The sequence below is a fragment of the Terriglobus aquaticus genome (genome assembly GCF_025685415.1).
In the GTDB taxonomy this organism is placed as follows: domain Bacteria; phylum Acidobacteriota; class Terriglobia; order Terriglobales; family Acidobacteriaceae; genus Terriglobus; species Terriglobus aquaticus.
In genome coordinates this window covers 2,893,658-2,912,654 of record NZ_JAGSYB010000001.1, presented here as the reverse complement: position 1 = coordinate 2,912,654, position 18,997 = coordinate 2,893,658, and the positions used below count along the sequence as shown (strand labels likewise).

The following is an 18,997-nucleotide window of genomic DNA, read 5'->3' as shown; positions in this document are numbered from 1 at the left end:
CCTAGCGGCCGAAGAGTTCCATCAGTTCCTGTGGCGGCACCACTTCCAGTTGCGCGTAGGTGCATGCGGCGGGCGGCTTGTCCGTGCGCCACCGGCGAAAGTGGGCCAGGTGGCGAAACCGATTGCCCTGCATGTGTTCGTAGGCGACCTCGACCACCAGCTCCGGCCGCAACGCGATCCAGCTCAGGTCTTTGTGCTGGTTCCAGCGTGACTTGGCTCCGGGCACGCGCTGTTCCGCGTTGCTCGAGGTGTCCGCGTCGGAGCCTGACCAATGTGCCCACGGGTGGTTCTCGAGTGCGTTCTTGCGGTAGGGCGCGAGCTTGTCGACCAGGTCCCGGCGCTTCGCCTCGGTGAAGCTGGCGCACACGCCCACGTGCTGCAGCGCGCCGGCATCGTCGTACAGGCCCAGCAACAGCGAGCCCACGTGCGTGCCTTCGCCGTTCTTGTGCCAGCGAAAACCCGCGACCACGCAGTCGCAATCGCGCTCGTGCTTCACCTTGAACTGGGTGCGCTTGTCCGGCGCATACAGCCCGTCCAGCGGCTTCGCAATCAGGCCGTCCAGGCCCGCGCCTTCGAAGCGGCGAAACCAGTCCTCGGCAACGGCGATGTCCTCGGTCGCCGGTGTCAGGTGCAGCGGTGGCTTTGCGTCGCGCAGCAACTGCTCCAGCTCGCGGCGGCGTTCGGCGAAGGACGTCTGCTGCATGTCGCGATCGTCCAGGGCAAGCAGGTCGAAGAAGACGATGCTGGTCGGCGTCTGCTCCGCCAGCAGCTTGATCCGCGAGGCGGCGGGGTGGATGCGGAGTTGCAGCGCGTCGAAATCGAGCGCGGTGCCGCCATGCGCGTCGGCGCGTGCGATGACGATCTCGCCATCCAGCACGCAGCGCGCGGGCAGTTGCTCCAGCAGCGCGGCACGCAACTCTGGGAAGTAGCGATCCAGCGGTTTGCCGTCGCGGCTCTGAATCAGCAGGTCGTCGCCATCGCGAAAGATGATCGTGCGAAAGCCATCCCACTTCGGCTCAAACTGGAAGCCGGGCGCGGTCGGAATCGCGTCGATGCGCTTGGCGAGCATGGGCAGCACGGGTGGCTGGATGGGGTAAGCCATGCCTGCAAGCCTACATCCGCACGGGCTCGCCGCGCGTTTCGCTGCGGGCCAGCCGCATCAGCAGAAAGACCAGAAGCAGTGCGCCGAAGTACAGGTATGACTGCAGCACGTTCCAGCCCACCTTTGCGGACAGGAACTGGTGAATCGGGCTGAGCGCATTGCAGGTGAGGAACGCCGCGAGTGCCAGCAGCCACGGCCGCCGCACCTGCCACGCTCCATACGCGAACCATGCCCAGGCCAGCACGGCGAAGACGACGCCGTAGTGGTGTTCCCAGGCCATGGGCGAGGCGGCGACGCTGAGGATTGTCATCGCGCCCAGGTCACCCGCTGATCCACGCAACTTGCCCCACGGAAAGAACAGGCCAAGCGCGGTCAGCAGCAGGGAAGTGAGTACCGTGGCGCGATAGATCCACGGAATGTTGGGCGAGTAGACGAACGGATGGTACGGCAGGTTCTCGCCGTGGAAGGTCATGCGGTTCAGCGTGCCAAACATGCTCTGGTTGGCGAAGTGCGACTGCGCCTTGTGACTCAGCGAAGCGAGGATGCCGATGTAGTCCAGGTTGTTGTGCGCGCCGAAGTACGCGAACGAAATGGCAAAGAGCACACCGGCGAAGATCAGGCAGCTTGCCAGCGCTCCCCACTTTTTCCGCAGAGCCATCCACACCACCAGCAGAACGAACTGCGGCTTCACCATCGTCATCGCGGCGATCAGCACGCCCGCTGCGCGTTCCGATCCGCGCGCCCAGGCCCACAGCAGCGCGGCAAAGGCGCACGACAGAAAGGTGCTTGCATTGCCCAGCGCATACCCCTTGAACAGTGGGTAAAACCCAGCCCAGATCACCGCAACTGCAAGCACCGAAGCGAACGAGAGCGAACCTCCGCGACGGCGCAGCTCCACGCGCGCCAGCAGGAGCGAGAACCCGAGTACGCCCCAGCACGCCAGCCAGCTCAGCACCGCGAGGATGCGGAGTTCATGCGGCTGCAGGCCGATCTTGCGCAGCAGCACCATGGGCAGCAGCGACGGCAGGGGATAGATCAGCGTGTCGTACAGCTTGGCGTAGTAGATGGGCTCGTTCGGATGGTCGTGAAAGTAGTCCAGCGACTTAAGCATGGGCAGCCACGAATCAGTCCATTGCCGCACGTGCACGAAGCTGATCCAGTCGCCCTTCATGTTGGCGGGACTGCCCAGATGGAGCAAGTGGTACACCGCCCAGATGCCGACGTTAACCAGCAGGAACGAGCCCAGCGCGTACCAGAGCAGGCGTTTGTCGTGCGATTCAGGATGCTCAAAATCCATGGGTGTCTTTATGTTCTCACCGCGCGATGTGCGCCGCGCTACAATCCGGTGCATCCACCAAGATCCATCCGGAAACGACGGAGAACGTGTATGTCCGATCCGCAGTTTGTGTCCTCGCCTGAACCTGTCGCAACCGCCGCTGTTCCCCCTCTCACGTACGGCCCTGGTGTGATCCCACCGCGGCAGGATGAGTATGACTCGGTGCCGCCGCTCAGCCAGGGGCAACGCGTGATCGACACTTTTTTCGCGCCGTCCCGCACCTTTGCGGACATCCGTCGAAACCGTTCGTGGTGGCTGCCGTACATCCTGCTTGTGCTTTGCAGCCTCGTATTCGGCGCAGCCGTGCAGAAGCGCGTGGGACCAGACACGCTGGCGGAAAACGCTATTCGAAACAACTCATCGCAGGCAGCGAAGTTTGAGAACATGCCAGCCGACCAGCGCGTCGGAGCGATGAAGATGACCAGCACCTTCATGCGGGTAGGCCTGTTTTCAGGCCCGATCTCGTTCCTGATCTTCCCGGCCTTCCTGGCGCTGCTGATCTGGGTGGGCTGCAACTTCATCCTGGGCGGCAGCTCAACCTATCCGGGAATGTTCGCGGTCGCAATGTATGCCGCCCTGCCAGCGCTGCTGTTCTACGCCATCATCATCGCGACGCTGTTTGCAGGCGACCCGGAAAATTTCAACATCAACAACATGGCAGGTACCAACATCGGGTACTACCTGCCTACAGGCACCGGGCCGTTTCTGAAGTCGCTGCTCTCTTCTATCGACGTGTTCAGCATTTGGCAGGCTTTTCTGCTGGGGCTGGGTGGCGCGATCGTCGCGCGCGTGAAGAGGTCGAGCAGCCTCGCCATGGTCTTCGGCGTATGGCTCCTCTTCATCCTGGTCAAGGCGGGGATCGCGGCAATCTGATGACCCCGGTGCGTCCGCGCCGCGAGTCGAACCCGGTATCGTGGAACGGATGAGGCGACGCTTGATCGAAACAGGGCTGGCTGCGGTCAGCCTTGTCTCGCTGCTGGCCACGTTTGCGATTGGGAGCCACTGGCCGCTGGTGGGCGATTCGGTGCTGATGCACTACGTGGTGTGGCTCACAGGACACGGCTTCGCACCGTACCGTGATGTGGCAGAGATGAACCTGCCGCTGACCTACATCAGCGAGCAGGCCGCGATGACGGTGTTCGGCGCTGGCGCTGCAGGCTGGCGGCTGTATGACGGATTTCTGGTGCTGGCTGCGGTGGCATGCAGTTGGCACATGCTGCGTAGCCGTGGCTCTGCCGCAGGCCTGTTCGCGGGCGCGCTGTTCGCCACGGTCCATCTGCAGGATGGCATTCATATGGCCGGCCAGCGCGACTTGCTGGTAACGGTGTTGCAGGTTGCGGCCGGTTGCGCTCTGCTGGGCGGCGGGTTCTGCGACGCGTCCACCTCGCCGGAGACGCGGCCGCAGCTTCGGCAGTTTGGGATAGCAGGCCTCTTTGGCGCGCTGAGCACGGCGGCGGCGTGCATCAAGCCGCCGGCTATCCTGTTCCCGATTGCTGTGCTGGTTTGGCTCTGCGTTTCCGGGCGGAAGGGGGTTGCGGCAAGGCGATCCGTTGCCGTGGTTGCGGCCGCGATTCTAGGCGGCTGTGTGCCTGTGCTGCTGTGCGCGGCGTACCTGCACCACTTCGGAGCGACAGGCGCGTTTCTGCACGACCTCAGCGGATTGATCGCCTACCACGCCAGTCTGGAGCGCCGCTCAATCGGGTTTCTGCTGGGGCACATGTGGTCGCCGGTGCTGCCGTTCCTGCTGCTTGCAGCATTGGCAGCATGCACTCGGGCACGCATATGGTGGATGCCCACGGACACGCTATTCGCGCTAGGTGCGGCGGCCGGGCTGGTCTCGTACGCGATCCAGGGCAAGGGTTTTCCCTATCAGCGCTACCCGTTTCTGCTCTGGGTGTCCTTATTGTGCGGATCGAGGCTTTGGGCGGTGCTGCAGGACTTGGACATCGCACCGAATCAAGGTTCTCAGTCAACGGTGCGGCCTCGCCTCTCAGTCACGGCGACTCTGGCTGCGCTGGGCTGTGCCATCGTTTTGATGGCGGTGTTTCTGATGCGGAGCTCGCACTTCAGCCACGCGGACCCTTATGCGGATCTGCGACACGACTTGGTCGCACGCGGCGCTACGCCCTTCGACCGGCGAGTGCAGTGCCTGGACACGGCGGGCCCATGCATTGGAGCCATGTACGAAGCGCGGCTGACGCAAACCACTGGCTTCCTCTACGACTGCTACCTGCTGGACGGCAGCAAGCCTGTCGTGCAGCAACAGCGCGCACTGCTGCAACAGGAGTGGACTGAGCGCCCACCGCAGATCGTTGTGCTCACGGACAGCAACTGCTTCACGGGCGCGCGAACCTTTGACAAGTACACCGGCTGGCCGTGGATGCAGAACACACTGGCGGAGTACGACGTGCTTCTGGAGCGCCACCCGGTGCAGCCACTTCGGCTGTGGAGCCGGCCCGAGCAGCCCTATGCCTACCGCATCCTGCAACGCCGCGGCGCGCGAATGCCTCAGTAGCCATCCTCGTTATGCGCGAGACCGGTTGTTCCCGGTCAGCAAGTGGGACCAGCGCGAGAAGCTTGGCTTCTGCAAGCGCGGAAAACTGCTGCCCAGCCTTAAGACGTGGAGAGTAATGGTCGGGGCGGAGGGATTCGAACCCCCGACCCTCTGCTCCCAAAGCAGATGCGCTACCAGGCTGCGCTACGCCCCGACTGCTTCCATTCTAGAAGATGCTTTGCGGCATGCGCCAAGTTTCCGCACCGACGCTGCCGCCGCATGCAGCGCAAGGCGTTCTTCGTGACGCGGAGCTTGGTTAGACCAGGCCGCTGCGAGAGCGATGATCGCGAATGCTGTCCTGGATGGCGAGGGCCAACGCCAGCGCATCGCGTGCGGCGGCGCCGCTGACGCGAGGCGTCTCGCGGGTGCGAACCGCGCTCAGGAAGGCTTCAATCTCCAGGCGCAAGGGCTCGCCCGGTTCTGTGGGCACCTTGCGCAGGGACAGGCCTGCCGAGGGATGCTCCGCTCCCGCCGGTCTATCCGGCTTCGCCTCCGCCGCGGCGACCTCACTCTTACCGCTGCCAGCCAGCAACGCTTCCAATTGTTGTGGGGTGAGCGATGCGGCAGCGGTCACGTCGATCATCAGCAGATCCTGTCGGGCGAAGTCGAGCGACAGATACTGGTGCGGCTGAAAGAAGCGCAGCTTGCGCACCCGCTCCGTGGAGACGCGCGACGCCGTAAAGTTGGCCACGGCTCCGGATTCAAACTCCACGCGCGCGTTGGCAATGTCGACCTCGCGCGAGAGTACGGGCAGGCCCACGGCGCGTACCTCGCGCACGGTTGAGTCGGCCAACGCCAGCACCACATCCAGATCGTGGATCATCAAGTCCAGCACCACGTCCACGTCCAGCGAGCGCGGAGTAAAGACAGACAGCCGGTGCGCCTCAAAGAACATGGGCCGGTGCAGCAGCGGCAGCGCCGCAGTCACGGCAGGATTGAAGCGTTCCAGGTGACCCACCTGCACCACGCGCGCATGCCCGGCCGCGGCGGCGAGAATGCGATCGGCATCGGCTAGCGAGGGTGCGATCGGCTTTTCGATCAGCACGTCGACGCCCGCCTCCAGCAACGCAACGGCGCTGTCCGCGTGGTGCACCGTGGGCGTGCAGACGCTTGCGGCGTCGAGGCTGAGGTTCGCCGCGAGCAGATCTGCCACCGTTGCAAAGGCTGGCAGGCCGTGGTCGCGCACAGCCAGTTCGCGCGCGCCCGGATTCGGATCGACCAGCGCGACCACCTGCACCGGCACGCCGGAGGTAGCAAGCGTCTGGTACACGCGCAGGTGATTGCGGCCAAACGCGCCGCATCCCACCACGGCGACGCGCAGCGGAACGACCGAGGCACTACTCATCGCAGCGACTTTCTGGCTGCGGATTCCGACATCGGCAGCATGGCTGAGGGAACCGGCTTGCTGCCCGGGCTGGCCGGCGAGCCTGCCGGCGATTGCAAGGTCCGGTCGAAAAATGCGAGCACCATGCCGGCCGTCTTGGTGTGCACGGCGTCACGGTTCACGCTGGGCGGATCCTGGCAGAACTGCGGAGCCACACTCACACCCTCGGGTGTGCAGGTGTCCAGAAACGTGTAGTGACCAGCGCCCTGCAGCACGGCGATCTTTGCGCCCGGCAGCCAGTTAGCGAAGCGCTCGGCGTTGCTGGCCGGCGGAGCCAGGGTGTCGGCCGCGCCAGCAACCAGGGTCACCGGCACATTCACGTAGTCGAAGGAGTCGGCAGAGAACGCCTCGCCCAGCGGCGGCGCCATGGCAAACACGGCGCGGATGCGGGCGTCCCGGTGCGAATCGCTTTCGTGAGCCAGGGCCTCGGCACTGCTCGCCCGAACGGCAGCCAGCAGCTCCGCCGGCGAGGTCGCGTTGCTGACCGAAGGAATGCCGCAGGTGGCAGCTTCGCGGTGCTGCAGGCAGTAATCGAAGAAGCGCTGCTGGTTGACACGCGCGCCGGCCAGCGCCAGAACGGTTTCGCTGCCCAGGGAATAGCCCACGGCACCGATGCGCGCCGTGTCCACATGCGCGCCAAAGGTCGCGTTGGCCAGGAGGCCATCAATTGCGTCCGACACGTCCTGCGCGCGCTCACCCCACAGCAGGGCGCCTTCGGCGGTGTAGGGCTCCAGCGTGTTGTTGCCGGGGTGGTTCACACCCAGCACCAGGTACCCACGTCGCGCCAGGGCAGGGGCGAGCCAGCCAAACTGGTCCGCACTGCCGCCCAGGCCGTGGCTCAACACCACCAGCGGCAGTTTCTCGACGCTGCGCGCCACCGAGGCATTCTGCGCCGCGATCCCGGCGTGAAACAGCGGCGGCAGTCCGGCCGGCGCGAACTCCTGCGGGTTCTCTGTCGCGGTGGCGTCCGCCGGGTACCAGACCATGCAGTGCAGCACGCCGGCAGTGGCGCCGCGCCAGTTGCGCGCGCCGCCCGGGTGAATGTCGAGCGCCTGAACCCCGGCGTGAAAGCTGCCTGGTCGCCCCTGTTCCGAAGACGGTGCGGCCGCCCGCAGCGTTGAGGCGCTCACCGCAAGACACATCGCGAGGCATCCCCGGACCACATGCTTCCAACCGTGCAATCGACCGATCATTTCCCTCCAGCAACTCCTTACGGCGAGTGGCGCGCCGTCGGCAAACCTGGTCGCGCGCACCTTTCCTAGTGTAGGACGCCGGTCTGCGCCGGAAGGGAGACCGGAGAGCGAGAAGACAGGCAAGGCGCTCGCGCTGCATCCTAGAGCGATGGCACGATCGGCGGGGTCAACGTGCTTTGCGCTGCAGCGGGACGCTCGCGCCCTGTTTCACGCGGCCCTGCAGCGGTGTTCTATTGGAGACACGCTTGCAGACAAGCTGTTTACGGGGCCAGCGGACCTCTTCGAGGGTGACCGTGCCGTTCTGCGAATGGATGGGGTCCGCCGAATCCTAGTGATCGCCATGGGCAAGGCGGCCGGCCCCATGCTGCGAGCCGTGCTTGCGCGGCAGGACATCGTGGGCGGACGCACGATCAGCGGCGTCCTGGTCGCGCCCGATCGTCCAGCCTGGCTGCCCGCGTCGGTCCAGTACTTCCGCGGCGGTCACCCAGAGCCCGACGAACGCTCGAGAGACGCGGCGGAATGCATCCTCGGAATGCTGCACGACGAACCACCGAGCGAAGGGACGTTGTGCCTGTTCCTAGTCAGCGGAGGCGCTTCCGCCATGGTGGAACTGCCGCTGGACCCGATCATTAGCGTCGAGGACACCGCTGCGTTCCACCGTGCGCTGGTGCACAGCGCGGCGCCCATCGTGCAGATCAATGCCTTGCGGAAGCACTTCTCCGCGGTCAAGGGTGGTCGCCTGGCGCTTGCCGCCCGCCACCTGCGCAGCATCAGCCTGCTGGTGAGCGATGTTCCGCCGGGACAACTGGACGCGCTGAGCAGCGGTCCCACACTGCCCGATCGCAGCACTGTCGCCGACTGCCGGGCGATTCTTCGCGAACACGATCTAAGCGGCCACTTGCCGGCCAGTGTTACGGCCTTCTTTCAAAGGGAAAGCCTGCCCGAGACGCCCAAGCCCGGCGACCTCGACCCGAATGCGCTGCTCATACTCAGCCAGGCCGATCTGGCCGAGCATGCGGCGCAGGCAGCGCGCGAACGCGGCTACTCCGCCGTGATCGACAACACGCCCGACGACTGGCCCGCCGCCGAAGCAGCGCAGTACCTGCTGGACCGCTTCCGGAGTCTCCAGTCACAGCAGGACCGGTCAGGGAAAGGCTCAGGCCGCCTATGCCTCATCAGCACGGGTGAGGTGGTGGTCAGACTGCCGCCCGGCTTGCAGGGCCGCGCGTCCGGCGGCCGCAACCAGCATTTTGTGCTGGAGACTGCCACGCGCCTTTCGGAGTCGGACGGCGACATCGCCGTGCTCTCGTGCGGCTCCGATGGCATCGACGGAAACAGCCCAGCCGCCGGCGCCGTGATCGCGTCGGCTGACTTCCGCTCTGCCGAGGCGCGGCATCGCGCGCTCGAGGCCCTAGGCCGGTTTTCTGCGCATCCGTTGCTGCGCCGCATGGGTGCCGCGATCGAGACGGGCGCTACGGGACTGAACCTCCGCGATCTGCGGATGATCCTGCGTTGAGCCGTGGAGCCGGCAGCGAGTGCGTCCGTTACGCTGATGGCATGAATCCGGAGGCTACCGAAAGCACCTCTTCTGGCCCGGCGGCGACTCCGGGCCGCATGACCCTGCGTGAGGCAGAGCTCTGGGCCGAGCAGCAGCTTCGCATCCGCGAAGATCTTCGCGACCGCGCCCGGCTGGATGCATCGCAACTGGTCGAAATCGCGACCGGCACGTCGCGTGTTGCGCGGCTGGCGCATCCGGAAGCCGCTCTGACCTCTGCCCAGCAGGAGCGATTATCCGAGCTGGTGCAGCGCCGGTTAAAAGCCGAGCCCATGCAGCATCTGCGCGGCTCCCAGGAGTTCTACGGCCGCGATTTCCGGGTGACACCCGATGTCCTCATCCCGCGGCCGGAGACCGAGGACATCGTCACCGCAGTCCTGGAATCCGTACCGGACCGCAACGCCGCGTTGCGCATCGCCGACGTGGGTACCGGCTCCGGCGCTCTGGCGGTGACGCTTGCGCTGGAACTGCCGGGGAGTCAGGTGACCGCCCTGGACATCTCACGGGAGGCGCTTTTGGTGGCCCAGCGCAATGCGGAACGGCTGGGCGCTGCGGGACGGATTCGCTTCCTGGAGTCCGATCTGTTTGCGAACTTGCGCGACGACGCTTGCTTTGACGTGATCGTGTCGAACCCGCCCTACATCCCTCTGCCGGATGCGCCGACGCTGCACGCCGAGGTGCGCGAGTTCGAGCCGAGCCTGGCCCTGTTCGCCGGGCATGATGGCATGGACGTCTATCGCAGGCTCATCCCTGAGGCCCACGCCCGCCTCTGCCCGGGAGGCCTGCTGCTGATGGAAACCGGCGGCGAGGTGACCTGGATTCTGGAGGCGTTGCGGAAAGGATTTCATGCAGTGCAGGTTCGCCCGGACCTTCAGGGGATTGCGCGCGTCGTATCGGCTCGGAGACACTAGCGAGGTTCCCGTACATCCTGGAGGTTCCGCGTGCAACGACGTCCCTGTTTTCTTGTGGTTGATCCCGAGCACGCCCGCAGTCTGTCCAGCCGCAAGCTGGTGCTGGAGACTGCAAAGTACAACGTGATTACGGCTTACTCCTGCGAAGAGGCGGTAAGCACGTTGCTGCGCTTCCCGGCTGTGGATGCCCTGATCGTGAACGGAGCTTTGTTGGACACGCACGCTTTGGGCCTGCTTGAAGCGTTGGGGCAGACGCCGGACGTGAAGCTGATCATTGTTGGCGACGGGCGACTGAGCCTTGGACCGCGCACTCCCGATGCCGTGATCGACAACTTCTCTCCGCCAAAGCTGCTGGAGGCGCTGCAGACCCTGTTCCCCAACCAAAGTAGTGAGTTGCTGGAGCATGAGGAAGACCTAGAGCGAGGGCACAGGTAGGCGGGAGGGAGCCGCTTAAAGCGGCCGACGGGGCTAGCGCGTTTCCTGCGATTGCAGGTGAAACGTCAGAGTTCCCCAGAACAGCTTGGCCCGGATCTGTACCGGGATGTGGCGCGGGTCATCGGTGTACCAGATGGTGATGGTGCCGCGGTTTTTCACCACGCCCGCATCTGCGGTGGGCTGCACGCGAATGGTGTTGAAGGTGCCGGCGGGCGTCTTTACCTCTTCGCGAGCCTCCACTTTTACCGTCACACCTACGGTGCGCATGGCGTCGGCCAGCGGCAGGTGGAGGTCCTGGCCGATCTGCAGGTTCTGCGATCCCACGTAGAAGATGCCGGACAGGGAATCGATGGAGCAGGCCGGGATCTGACCCTGCTGCTGCTTGGACGTGCCCTTGATCAGGTTGCGCTCGGTAAGAGCCTGCGTGCCCAGCGCACCGGCAGGCCGCGTCGGCGGCGCTCCCGCACCCGGCGTAAAGACCAGCTCGCTCTGGATCTTGCGGCGGCCCTCCTGGGTCTGCTTGGTAAAGCCGCCGGAACAGTTCGTCTGCGGATTGAAGGTGGACTGGAAGCGGTCGATCACCTGGTAGATCATGTTGGTCGCGCCCACGGTGTCCGCCGTGGCCTGCACGCGGGCGAGTCCGCCCTGCTGGTCCAACTGGAACTGCACCCGGCCGGCCGTAAACACGCGCCAATCTACCGTGTAGGTCAACGTCTGGTGCTGCGGGTAGCTGTAGCCCGCCGTGGGAGGCAGCACCGGCGGCGCGGTCGCGGGCGGTATGCCTTCCCTTTGCGCGCGCGCTGCTGCAGCACACGTCAGCAGGCACAGCGAAGCGAGAAGCCGGCGACGGCACAGTTGCAACAAGACTCGTTTGGCCCCTTTCGCTTCTGGGCTCGGGATGAGCCCTGGTCCGTGCTACTGCCCGGGAAGCACTCCGTGCTGACGCAACAGCAACAGCGTGATCAGCACCGCGTACAGCACAGCGGCACCTATCGCAGAATTGTACTCGCGGTGTTTGCGGTAGCGCTCCGGGGAAAACCCACCGCCCGGGTGTGCGCGATCGGTGCGCAGGTGGCGAAACGGGCTTGGGAAGAGCCGCGGCACTGCGCGCATGTACACGGCATAAGCCGGAAAGCGGCGCAGCAGGAACTGCTCCTCCGACCAGATCACCGGGCCATAAATGGCAGCGAACAGCAGAACAAACGCCAGCAGAAGCCACAGGTTGCGTCCCGCGCTGACAAAGCCCGTGGCCGCCAGCAGGCTGCCCAGGTAAAGCGGATTGCGCGTCCAGGCGTAGGGGCCTGTTTGCGTGATTTCGGCGTTCTTGTTCACGTAGCCGGCGGCGTATCCGCGCAGCCATAGCCCCGGAATCACAAGCAGCAACGATGCAAACAGCGACAGCACAGTGGGCCGCGCGAAGACGAGGAACGCGATTGCGAACAGGAACCCAAGCGGCACACGGAAGCGGCGCACGGCACGCTCGGCCCAACTCTTATCGGCAACCCAGCTCTCTTTCAAAACTTGCGCGGAACCTTTCGAGTGTGGCGCTCGCGAAGGTTCGCGGCAACGTTATTATCACGCCTCCAGCCGCCAACTCGTCCTGCGTTGCTTCGCAACATCCCTCAGCAGCTACGTGTTTCGCGCTCGCGTGTTTGCTGGGTTAGCGACACAAAGGCCTCGAACACGGAACCGACGGGCATGCGGGCCAGACCGGCCTCGGTCGCGGCGTGGCGCCGATGATCCGTTACGCTCGTCGCATCGCGCAGGCAGATACTGTCACGGCGAGGCCCCGTCCGCGCTGGGTCTGTCGGTCCGAACAGACCGAGCGCTGGCGTGCCGACGGCTTCCGCAAGATGCAGCGGACCGGTATCGCCGGCGATCACAGCCCTCGCGCATCGGGTTGCAGCGATCAGCATCGGCAGCGTCGCGTCGAAAGCGTGAACATGCCGCGCCTCTGCAGGAGATCGCGTGCGAACGGTGTCCAGCACCCGCTGCGTCACCGCGTCCACCTGCCCAGGCGGCGTGTTCAGCAAAACGCACTCCCCTCGGTTGACCAGCGCAGCGGCGAGCTCGGCAAACTTTTCGGGCGGCCACTCCTTCGCGCCCCAACCAGCGGTCGCGGCCAACAAAACGGGCCGCCGCTGCTCACACAGTTCCTCGCGTCGGCGCTCCCACTCTGCCTCGGCTTGGTGGTCTCGCGGCAGCAACGGTCCCGATAGGGTGTGGAGCATCTCGGACGTAATTTTCGCGGCCGGAACAGCGGCCCGCACAAGCTCCATTGCCTGATCTACCACGTGGGTCGCAGCGCGAGGCACGCGTTTGCTGTAGAACCGACGCGCCAGATCTTCGCGCGGTGCTGCACTCCCGATCACGACACGCGCGCCGCTCATGCGTGCGATCACGGCAGAGCGAAGCGTGCCCTGCAAGTCGATGGCAATGTCATAGTGCTGCTGGCGCAACTCGCGGCGCAGTGCCAGGATGCTGCGCAACGTTGCGAGCGAGACGGGCTGCCTGTTCCACTGCTTGGCCTCGACCCGGTGAACCGAATCCACCAGCGGCATGCAGTCTGGGTCGCGCGCGGCGGTACCCTCCGTGCACAGCAAGGGCAACCAGCGCGGCTCGATCGCCCAGCCGATGTGCGCCTGCGGTAACGCCTCGCGCAGCATGGCGACGGCGGGCAGGGCGTGGATCACGTCGCCCATGGCACCCACGCGCACGATCAGGAAACGCGGTGTGCCGGTGTCCACTTTGCGTTGCAAAGCGGTCTGTCCGAAAGGCTTCATCGCGGCCTCTCGCGCAGCGTCGTTCCTGGTCTCGGCCCGACGATGTGCTTCGCCAGGCGTGTGCGTTCGCGCAGCAGATGTTTCAAATCTTCGGCGCAGCGTGCTTCGTCCCGCAACGTGACCACGGCATCGGCCACCGCGAGAGTGCCGTGCGCTCGCAAGGCGGACAGCATCGCGGCATCCAGCTTCACGGCATCCTTCGCCGTGGTCACAAAGCCGCCCGCCCTGCTCTGCCGGGCTTTGTGCAACAGCGTATCCAAGTCGCACTGCGAGTAACGGTGATGGTCGCGAAATCGGTGTGTTGCGGCCGCAGCGACGCCGCGCTTTGCAAGCATGCTCTCGAAATCTGCAGGTCGCGCTATCGCGCTGAACACCAGCGGTGCAGACGGCATGGTCGCGGGCAGCGTCATCCGGCGCTCAATGGTCCACGTACGAATCGGCTTGGCCGCGCCGCGCAGTGCTTCTTCCAGTACCGGTTGCAACGCTGCTGCTTCCGCTGCGCGCAGCACCACCACATCCGCGCGGCGCAGCGCAGAGATCGGCTCGCGCAAATTACCCGCAGGCAGCAGGTGGTCACGAACGTCCTCCTCTGTTAGCAGCACGATGTCGATGGTGCGAACCAACCCACGATGCGCGAATCCGTCGTCCAGCAGGTGGATCGCGCGGTGGAAATCGGGCAGCTCCGTCTCGGCGAGCAGGCCTGCGTCATAACGCTCCGCGCCCACGTACACCGGAGCGCCCAGGGTGCGTGCCAGCAGCAGCGGCTCGTCTCCGAACTCCGCGGCCGTGCCCTGCGGGTTCACGCGCAGCACACCCTTGGTGGTGCGGCCGTAACCACGCGACAGCACATTGGGAGCATAGCCAAGCTCGCGGACCAGCTTCGCCAGCGCGATCAGGAATGGCGTCTTGCCCGAACCGCCGGCGGACAGGCCGCCCACGCTGATCACGGGATCGCGCAATTCGCGCGCAACGTTCCGAGAGTGGTCGAAGCGCCAGGTTTTCAGCGCCAGCCCCGCACGGTAGAGCGGCACCAGCGGCAGCAGCATGGGACGTCGCGCCGTCACGTGCGCGTCCGGGTGGCCAGCGGTACCAGCGCTGCCATCACACGTGCGGTTGCGCCCCGCTGCTGCTCGTAGAAGGCCCGCGCACGCGCGCCGGCCTCGTCGTCGGTTTCGTCTTCCTGCTGCAGAAAGCCGAGGAACCACTGCTCCAGGGCGTCTTCGCCTGGAACGATCGTGATGGCGTTCTGCGCAACCATGCCCTCCAGCATGGTGCGGAAGTTCTGAAAGTGCGGTCCGGTTGCGACCGGAACTGAGAACTGCGCTGCCTCAAGTGGGTTATGCCCACCGCTATTCACCAGGCTGCCACCGATGAACGCGCAGGTGGCAAGCGCGTACAGCGAAGCGAGCTCGCCCACCGTATCGATCAGCAGCACCGCGTGATCCTGCAGCGGTTGTGTGCTGAAACGCCACTCACTCAGCAGAACGGGTTCCAGGCCGCACTCCGTCGCAAGGGCGTGCACATCGGCGCTGCGCTCGGTATGGCGCGGCGCAAGGATCAGCACACTCGAAACCTGGCTTTGCCGGGCAGCGCCCGCGTAGGCGCGCAGCACGGGCGCGTCTTCCCCTGGGTGCGTGCTGCCGGCAACTACAACGCGCGCGTCCTCCGGCAGGCTCCGGCGCACCAACTCCGCAAGCGGCGAAGAAGGATCGTTCGCGGTGTCGTACTTCAGGTTGCCGGTGGTCCGCACACGGTCTGCCGGAACGCCGATGCTCTCCCAACGCTCAGCATCCGATTCGCTCTGCGCCAGCAGGAGAGAGATCTTGCGCAGCAGCGGTCTCCACACGGCGCGCAGCGCCCGATAGCGTGGCAGGGAGCGATCACTAACTCGCGCATTCACAACCGCGACCGGAATACCCGCGCTCGCGCACTCGTGCAGCATGCGCGGCCAGAGTTCACTTTCCATCAGCACCAGCAGCGACGGCCTGAGCGCACGCAGGTAGGCTCGCACGGAAAAGGCGAAGTCCAGCGGGTAATAGAACACGCGGTCTGCGCCGAACCGTTCGCGCGCCACCTGCTGCCCGGTCGGCGTTGTAGTGGAAAGCACAATGGCGTAGCCAGGCAAGGCTGCGGCTAACTCCCGCACCATGCGCTCGGCCGCCAGGGTTTCGCCCACGCTGACCGCATGCACCCACACGACCGGGCGGCCCTGCACGCAGGTCAACAGCCGCTGTGGCACCTGACCGAGTCGCTCCCGCATCCCCTTCCGGTACCGCTCTTGCCGCAGCATGCGCCAGCCCCAAACCGGGGCGCTGAGCACAAGCGCAAGCAGCAGACCAAAGGAGAACAGGATCATAAGCGGCAGACTGCTTCAATGTACCGCTGTAAGGCCGGTGCCGTCGTCTGCTCGATCGAGCATGACTCTGGCGATCGGCTTCGAAAGGCTCGTCGCAGAGCCGCCGGAGCCTGAGGTCTTCCACGCCCGTCTGTCGTCTAATGAGGTGTATGCGTCCCGCACTTCTCTTTCGCATGTCGCTGCTGTTGCTTGGGAGCACGCCCGCACTCCTGGCCGCTAAAAAGGCGCCGCCCGCGCCCGATGCCAGCACCGTTGCTGCGCGGGACACGCACGACAAGGACAAGGTCACCGTCGCTGCCGAGCCGTTCGATACGCGAAGCAAAGGCGATTTCTTCCGCAATGACTACGTGGGCCACAGCATCCTGCCCGTCCGCATCTTCGTGAAGAACGACAGCGACACGCCGCTGGACCTGAGCGATGTTCGCATCCAGTTCATCGCGGCCGATGGGACTAAGCTGCCCGCCGCCACGCCCGACGAGATGAATCGTCGGCTCTTCCGCTTCAAGGACATCCAGCCGCGCCACGTCCCCGGCACGCCGATCACGTACCACTCCACGCCGGTCGACAAGAAGATCCAGGACGACGACAAGGACTTCAGCTTCACCGAAACCACGGTGCCGCCCCACACCACCGCGACCGGCTTTCTCTTCTACGACACGCGCGACCTGGACGACCCGGTGCTGCGCCACGCGGAGATCTACGTGAAGCAGGCGCACTTTGCCGACGCGAAGCACACGGAGCTGTTCGCGTTCACCGTTCCACTGGACAAATACGTGGACGCGGAGAAGGCCGCAAAGGCGTCGAGCGACAAGGCCTCTGACAACAAGGATGCGAAGGGCAAGTCGGAGTGAGTCAAGACGCGTTTCGCATCCGCAATGCTGTGCCCGGAGATGTTGGTGAGATCGCAGCCCTAATTCGCGAGCTCGCGCTCTACGAGAAAGAGCCCGAGGCGGCGAAGGCGACCGAGGCGGACCTGCTACGCGACGGCTTCGGTCCCGAGCCGTACTTCCGATGCGTGATGCTCGATGCCGCAGCCGAGAACGCTTCGCACGCCGTTGCCGGCTTTGCGCTGTACTTCTTTCAGTACTCCACGTGGGAGGGCCGGCCGTCGCTCTATCTGGAAGACCTGTTCGTCCGGCCGGCGTATCGCGGCCGCGGTTTCGGCAAAGCACTGCTACAGCACCTGGCTCAGGTCGCGGTCGATCGCGAATGCACCCGCCTGCAATGGGAGTGTCTCGACTGGAACACGCCATCGCTCGCCTTCTACGAAAGCCTGGGCGCCAGTGTGCTGCGTGAGTGGCTAAACCTGCGGCTCACCGGCGACGACATCGCGCGGCTCGCCGCAGGTCTGCCCTGACTACTCCAGCATCGGCTGGCCGTTTGAGGCGGTCAGTCCGCCATCGACCGGCAAGTTCACGCCCGTGACGAAATGCGCAGCCTCACTGGCCAGGAACAGGATCGGCCCCGCGATGTCGGCCGGCTCCGCACCACGCCCCAGCGGAATGCGCTCTTCGAACTTCTTGATCAGCTTCGGATTCGCCTTCATCTGCTTGGTCATCGCGGTGTAGACCAGCGACGGGTTCACCGCGTTCACGCGAACCCCGTGCTTCGCCTCATCCAGCGCCAGCGCACGGGTGAAGTTGGTGATCGCGCCCTTTGCCGCGTTGTAGAACGAGTGATTCCAGTCGCCGCCCAGACCGCTCACGCTGGACACGTTCACAATGCATCCCTTGGATTTGCGCAGGTGTGGAATCGCGAACCGGATCATGTAGAAGTAGCCGTTCAGGTCGGTGCCCATCACGCGCTCCCACTCCTTCAGGCTGCCCTCGTCCACGGCGCCCATGTGGTCCACGCCCGCGTCGTTCACCAGCACGTCCAGCTTGCCAAACTTCTTCACGGCGGCCGCGACCAGGTCTTCGCAATCGTCCGGGTCGCTGGTGTCGACCACGCGAGCCATGCCGCGGCTTTCGCCTAGTTCTTCGGTCAGCTTCTTCAGCCGGGACTTGTCTTTGTCGGCCAGCACCAGCGTGGCGCCTGCCTTGGCAAAGGCGCGTGCGGCGGCCTCACCAATGCCGGAACCGGCGCCGGTGACTAGAACGATCTTGTCGTGAAAGGAAAACATTGCTTTTGCCCTCGCACGGTGGGATGCACCGGGAGCGCCGGGCTATGTCTGTGTGCGCCATGTGGCGCTTACCACCAGTAGGCCCGACGGCAGTAGCCGTAACCACCCCGGTAGTAGGCTGGGCCGTACTGTGGCTGCCAGGCGTAGCCGTTCCACACATAGCCGTTGTAGCTGGGTCCGTACGGACCGTAACCGCGGTACTGCGGATAGCCCCAGTACGGGTAGTACCCGTATCCATACCAGCGCCGGCGGTGCAGCAGAAGAAAGAGGATGACGAGGAAGAGCAGCATTGGTTGACGCTCCGTTGCGCCCGCGAAGCGAGCGCAATGAGAGATACGCAGGCAATGGCCAACGAGTTCCGTAGCTCCGTGTAGCAACGGCATCCAATGCAGGTGTGAAGACGATTTGGTTCGGCGACCGCGAAGTGCCCGTGCTGGGCCAAGGAACCTGGTACATGGGCGAGAAGCCGCAGAAGCGCGCGGCAGAGATCGCCGCGCTACGGCGTGGCGTCGAACTCGGCCTGACGGTCATCGACACCGCCGAGATGTACGGCAGCGGCCGCTCTGAATCGCTGGTCGGCGAGGCGATTCGCGGTATCCGCGAACAGATTTATCTGGTCAGCAAAGTGTTGCCGAGCAATGCGTCAGCCGAAGGCGTGGTGCGCAGTTGTGAAGCCAGTCTGCGACGGCTTGGAACCGATGCCCTGGATCTGTACCTGCTGCACTGGCGCGGACGGTACGCTCTTGCCGATACACTTGCCGGCTTCGAACGGCTGCGGGAACAGGGCAAGATTCGCGATTGGGGCGTGTCCAATTTCGATGTAGACGATATGGAGGAACTGCTTGCGCTGCCCAGCGGCGGTGCCTGCGTTGCGAACCAGGTGCTCTACAACCCCGAGAACCGCGGCATTGAATTCGACCTGCTGCCCTGGTGCCAGCAGCAGCGCATCGGTGTCATGGCGTACTCACCGGTCGGACAGGGCGGCGAGCTGCTGCAGTCCGCGGCGCTTCGCAAGGTAGCGCAGAAGCACGGTGTGACACCGGCGCAGGTGGCGCTGGCCTGGTGTTTGCGGCAATCGCTGCAGGCGATCCCCAAGGCTGGCAGCGTGGCGCATGTGGAAGAGAACGCCGCGGCGGCAGAGTTGAAGCTGGATGACGATGACCTGCGCACGATTGACGGCGCGTTCGCTCCACCTAAAAAGAAGATGAGGCTGGCGATGCTCTAACGCCTGCCTGCAGCGCCTCCTCTCGCTACGCGAGACAATAG

General features: G+C 65.0%; 19 protein-coding genes and 1 tRNA gene. 8 read left to right on the top strand and 12 right to left on the bottom strand.

All coding sequences use genetic code 11. The annotated features are described in order from the left end of the window. Position 1: 1 nt before the first annotated feature. Complete coding sequence (locus OHL12_RS12120) at positions 2-1,102, bottom strand: ATP-dependent DNA ligase (protein ID WP_263414076.1); 1,101 nt, start codon at positions 1,100-1,102, stop codon at positions 2-4. Positions 1,103-1,112: 10 nt separating this feature from the next. Beyond that, positions 1,113-2,399 carry a glycosyltransferase family 87 protein gene (locus OHL12_RS12115; protein WP_263414075.1) on the bottom strand — a complete coding sequence of 429 codons (1,287 nt, stop codon included), beginning with the start codon at positions 2,397-2,399 and terminating at the stop codon, positions 1,113-1,115. A 90-nt stretch (positions 2,400-2,489) separates the two neighbouring features. Here OHL12_RS12115 and OHL12_RS12110 point away from each other — a divergent pair, with 90 nt between their 5' ends. Both OHL12_RS12110 and OHL12_RS12105 read left to right on the top strand, forming a co-directional pair. Then, the gene (locus tag OHL12_RS12110) at positions 2,490-3,311 is read left to right on the top strand and encodes a Yip1 family protein (RefSeq protein WP_263414074.1); all 822 of its coding nucleotides are present in this window, start codon (positions 2,490-2,492) and stop codon (positions 3,309-3,311) included. A gap of 49 nt (positions 3,312-3,360) precedes the next feature. After that, positions 3,361-4,953, top strand: coding sequence for a hypothetical protein (locus tag OHL12_RS12105; protein ID WP_263414073.1), 1,593 nt, complete (start codon positions 3,361-3,363; stop codon positions 4,951-4,953). Positions 4,954-5,069: 116 nt separating this feature from the next. Here OHL12_RS12105 and OHL12_RS12100 read toward each other — a convergent pair. The 3 genes from OHL12_RS12100 to OHL12_RS12090 form a co-directional block, all read right to left on the bottom strand. Then, positions 5,070-5,146 (bottom strand) — tRNA-Pro (locus tag OHL12_RS12100). A gap of 102 nt (positions 5,147-5,248) precedes the next feature. Next, entirely contained in the window at positions 5,249-6,337 is a 1,089-nt protein-coding gene (locus OHL12_RS12095) for a Gfo/Idh/MocA family protein (protein WP_263414072.1), read from the bottom strand. Further along, positions 6,334-7,569 carry an alpha/beta hydrolase family protein gene (locus OHL12_RS12090; protein ID WP_263414071.1) on the bottom strand — a complete coding sequence of 412 codons (1,236 nt, stop codon included), beginning with the start codon at positions 7,567-7,569 and terminating at the stop codon, positions 6,334-6,336. The genes OHL12_RS12095 and OHL12_RS12090 overlap by 4 nt, the downstream gene beginning before the upstream one ends. Positions 7,570-7,717: 148 nt before the next feature. Here OHL12_RS12090 and OHL12_RS12085 point away from each other — a divergent pair, with 148 nt between their 5' ends. The 3 genes from OHL12_RS12085 to OHL12_RS12075 are packed head-to-tail and all read left to right on the top strand — an operon-like array spanning position 7,718 to position 10,470. After that, complete coding sequence (locus tag OHL12_RS12085; protein WP_263414070.1) at positions 7,718-9,085, top strand: glycerate kinase type-2 family protein; 1,368 nt, start codon at positions 7,718-7,720, stop codon at positions 9,083-9,085. 41 nt (positions 9,086-9,126) lie between these two features. After that, entirely contained in the window at positions 9,127-10,035 is a 909-nt protein-coding gene (gene prmC, locus OHL12_RS12080) for a peptide chain release factor N(5)-glutamine methyltransferase (RefSeq protein WP_263414069.1), read from the top strand. Between the two features lie 30 nt (positions 10,036-10,065). After that, positions 10,066-10,470: a response regulator gene (locus tag OHL12_RS12075; protein WP_263414068.1), complete on the top strand. Its 405-nt coding sequence runs from the start codon at positions 10,066-10,068 to the stop codon at positions 10,468-10,470. A 33-nt stretch (positions 10,471-10,503) separates the two neighbouring features. Here the strand turns inward: OHL12_RS12075 and OHL12_RS12070 are convergent, their stop codons facing one another. The 5 genes from OHL12_RS12070 to OHL12_RS12050 all read right to left on the bottom strand — a co-directional run bounded on the left by OHL12_RS12070 (position 10,504) and on the right by OHL12_RS12050 (position 15,609). After that, on the bottom strand, positions 10,504-11,331 hold the full coding sequence (locus OHL12_RS12070; protein WP_263414067.1) for a DUF3108 domain-containing protein: 828 nt from the start codon (positions 11,329-11,331) through the stop codon (positions 10,504-10,506). Between the two features lie 54 nt (positions 11,332-11,385). Continuing rightward, a complete protein-coding gene (locus OHL12_RS12065; protein WP_263414066.1) occupies positions 11,386-11,988 on the bottom strand; it encodes a methyltransferase family protein in 603 nt (200 codons plus the stop codon). A 104-nt stretch (positions 11,989-12,092) separates the two neighbouring features. Beyond that, a complete protein-coding gene (locus OHL12_RS12060; protein WP_263414065.1) occupies positions 12,093-13,253 on the bottom strand; it encodes a glycosyltransferase family 9 protein in 1,161 nt (386 codons plus the stop codon). Further along, positions 13,250-14,317 (bottom strand): tetraacyldisaccharide 4'-kinase, encoded by a 1,068-nt coding sequence (lpxK, locus tag OHL12_RS12055; protein WP_263414064.1) that lies wholly within the window; start codon positions 14,315-14,317, stop codon positions 13,250-13,252. Before lpxK ends, OHL12_RS12060 begins: the two co-directional genes overlap by 4 nt. Next, positions 14,314-15,609, bottom strand: a complete 1,296-nt coding sequence (locus tag OHL12_RS12050) for a 3-deoxy-D-manno-octulosonic acid transferase (RefSeq protein ID WP_263414063.1) — start codon at positions 15,607-15,609, stop codon at positions 14,314-14,316. The genes lpxK and OHL12_RS12050 overlap by 4 nt, the downstream gene beginning before the upstream one ends. 149 nt (positions 15,610-15,758) lie before the next feature. Between OHL12_RS12050 and OHL12_RS12045 the strand changes: the two genes are divergently transcribed. Then, on the top strand, positions 15,759-16,460 hold the full coding sequence (locus OHL12_RS12045) for a hypothetical protein (RefSeq protein WP_263414062.1): 702 nt from the start codon (positions 15,759-15,761) through the stop codon (positions 16,458-16,460). After that, complete coding sequence (locus tag OHL12_RS12040) at positions 16,457-16,966, top strand: GNAT family N-acetyltransferase (protein WP_263414061.1); 510 nt, start codon at positions 16,457-16,459, stop codon at positions 16,964-16,966. Before OHL12_RS12045 ends, OHL12_RS12040 begins: the two co-directional genes overlap by 4 nt. Here OHL12_RS12040 and OHL12_RS12035 read toward each other — a convergent pair whose 3' ends face one another. Beyond that, positions 16,967-17,731 (bottom strand): SDR family NAD(P)-dependent oxidoreductase, encoded by a 765-nt coding sequence (locus OHL12_RS12035; RefSeq protein WP_263414060.1) that lies wholly within the window; start codon positions 17,729-17,731, stop codon positions 16,967-16,969. Between the two features lie 68 nt (positions 17,732-17,799). After that, the gene (locus OHL12_RS12030; RefSeq protein ID WP_263414059.1) at positions 17,800-18,021 is read right to left on the bottom strand and encodes a hypothetical protein; all 222 of its coding nucleotides are present in this window, start codon (positions 18,019-18,021) and stop codon (positions 17,800-17,802) included. A gap of 104 nt (positions 18,022-18,125) precedes the next feature. Between OHL12_RS12030 and OHL12_RS12025 the strand changes: the two genes are divergently transcribed. Continuing rightward, positions 18,126-18,956 (top strand): aldo/keto reductase, encoded by an 831-nt coding sequence (locus tag OHL12_RS12025; RefSeq protein WP_263414058.1) that lies wholly within the window; start codon positions 18,126-18,128, stop codon positions 18,954-18,956. The last annotated feature ends 41 nt before the right edge of the window (positions 18,957-18,997 follow it).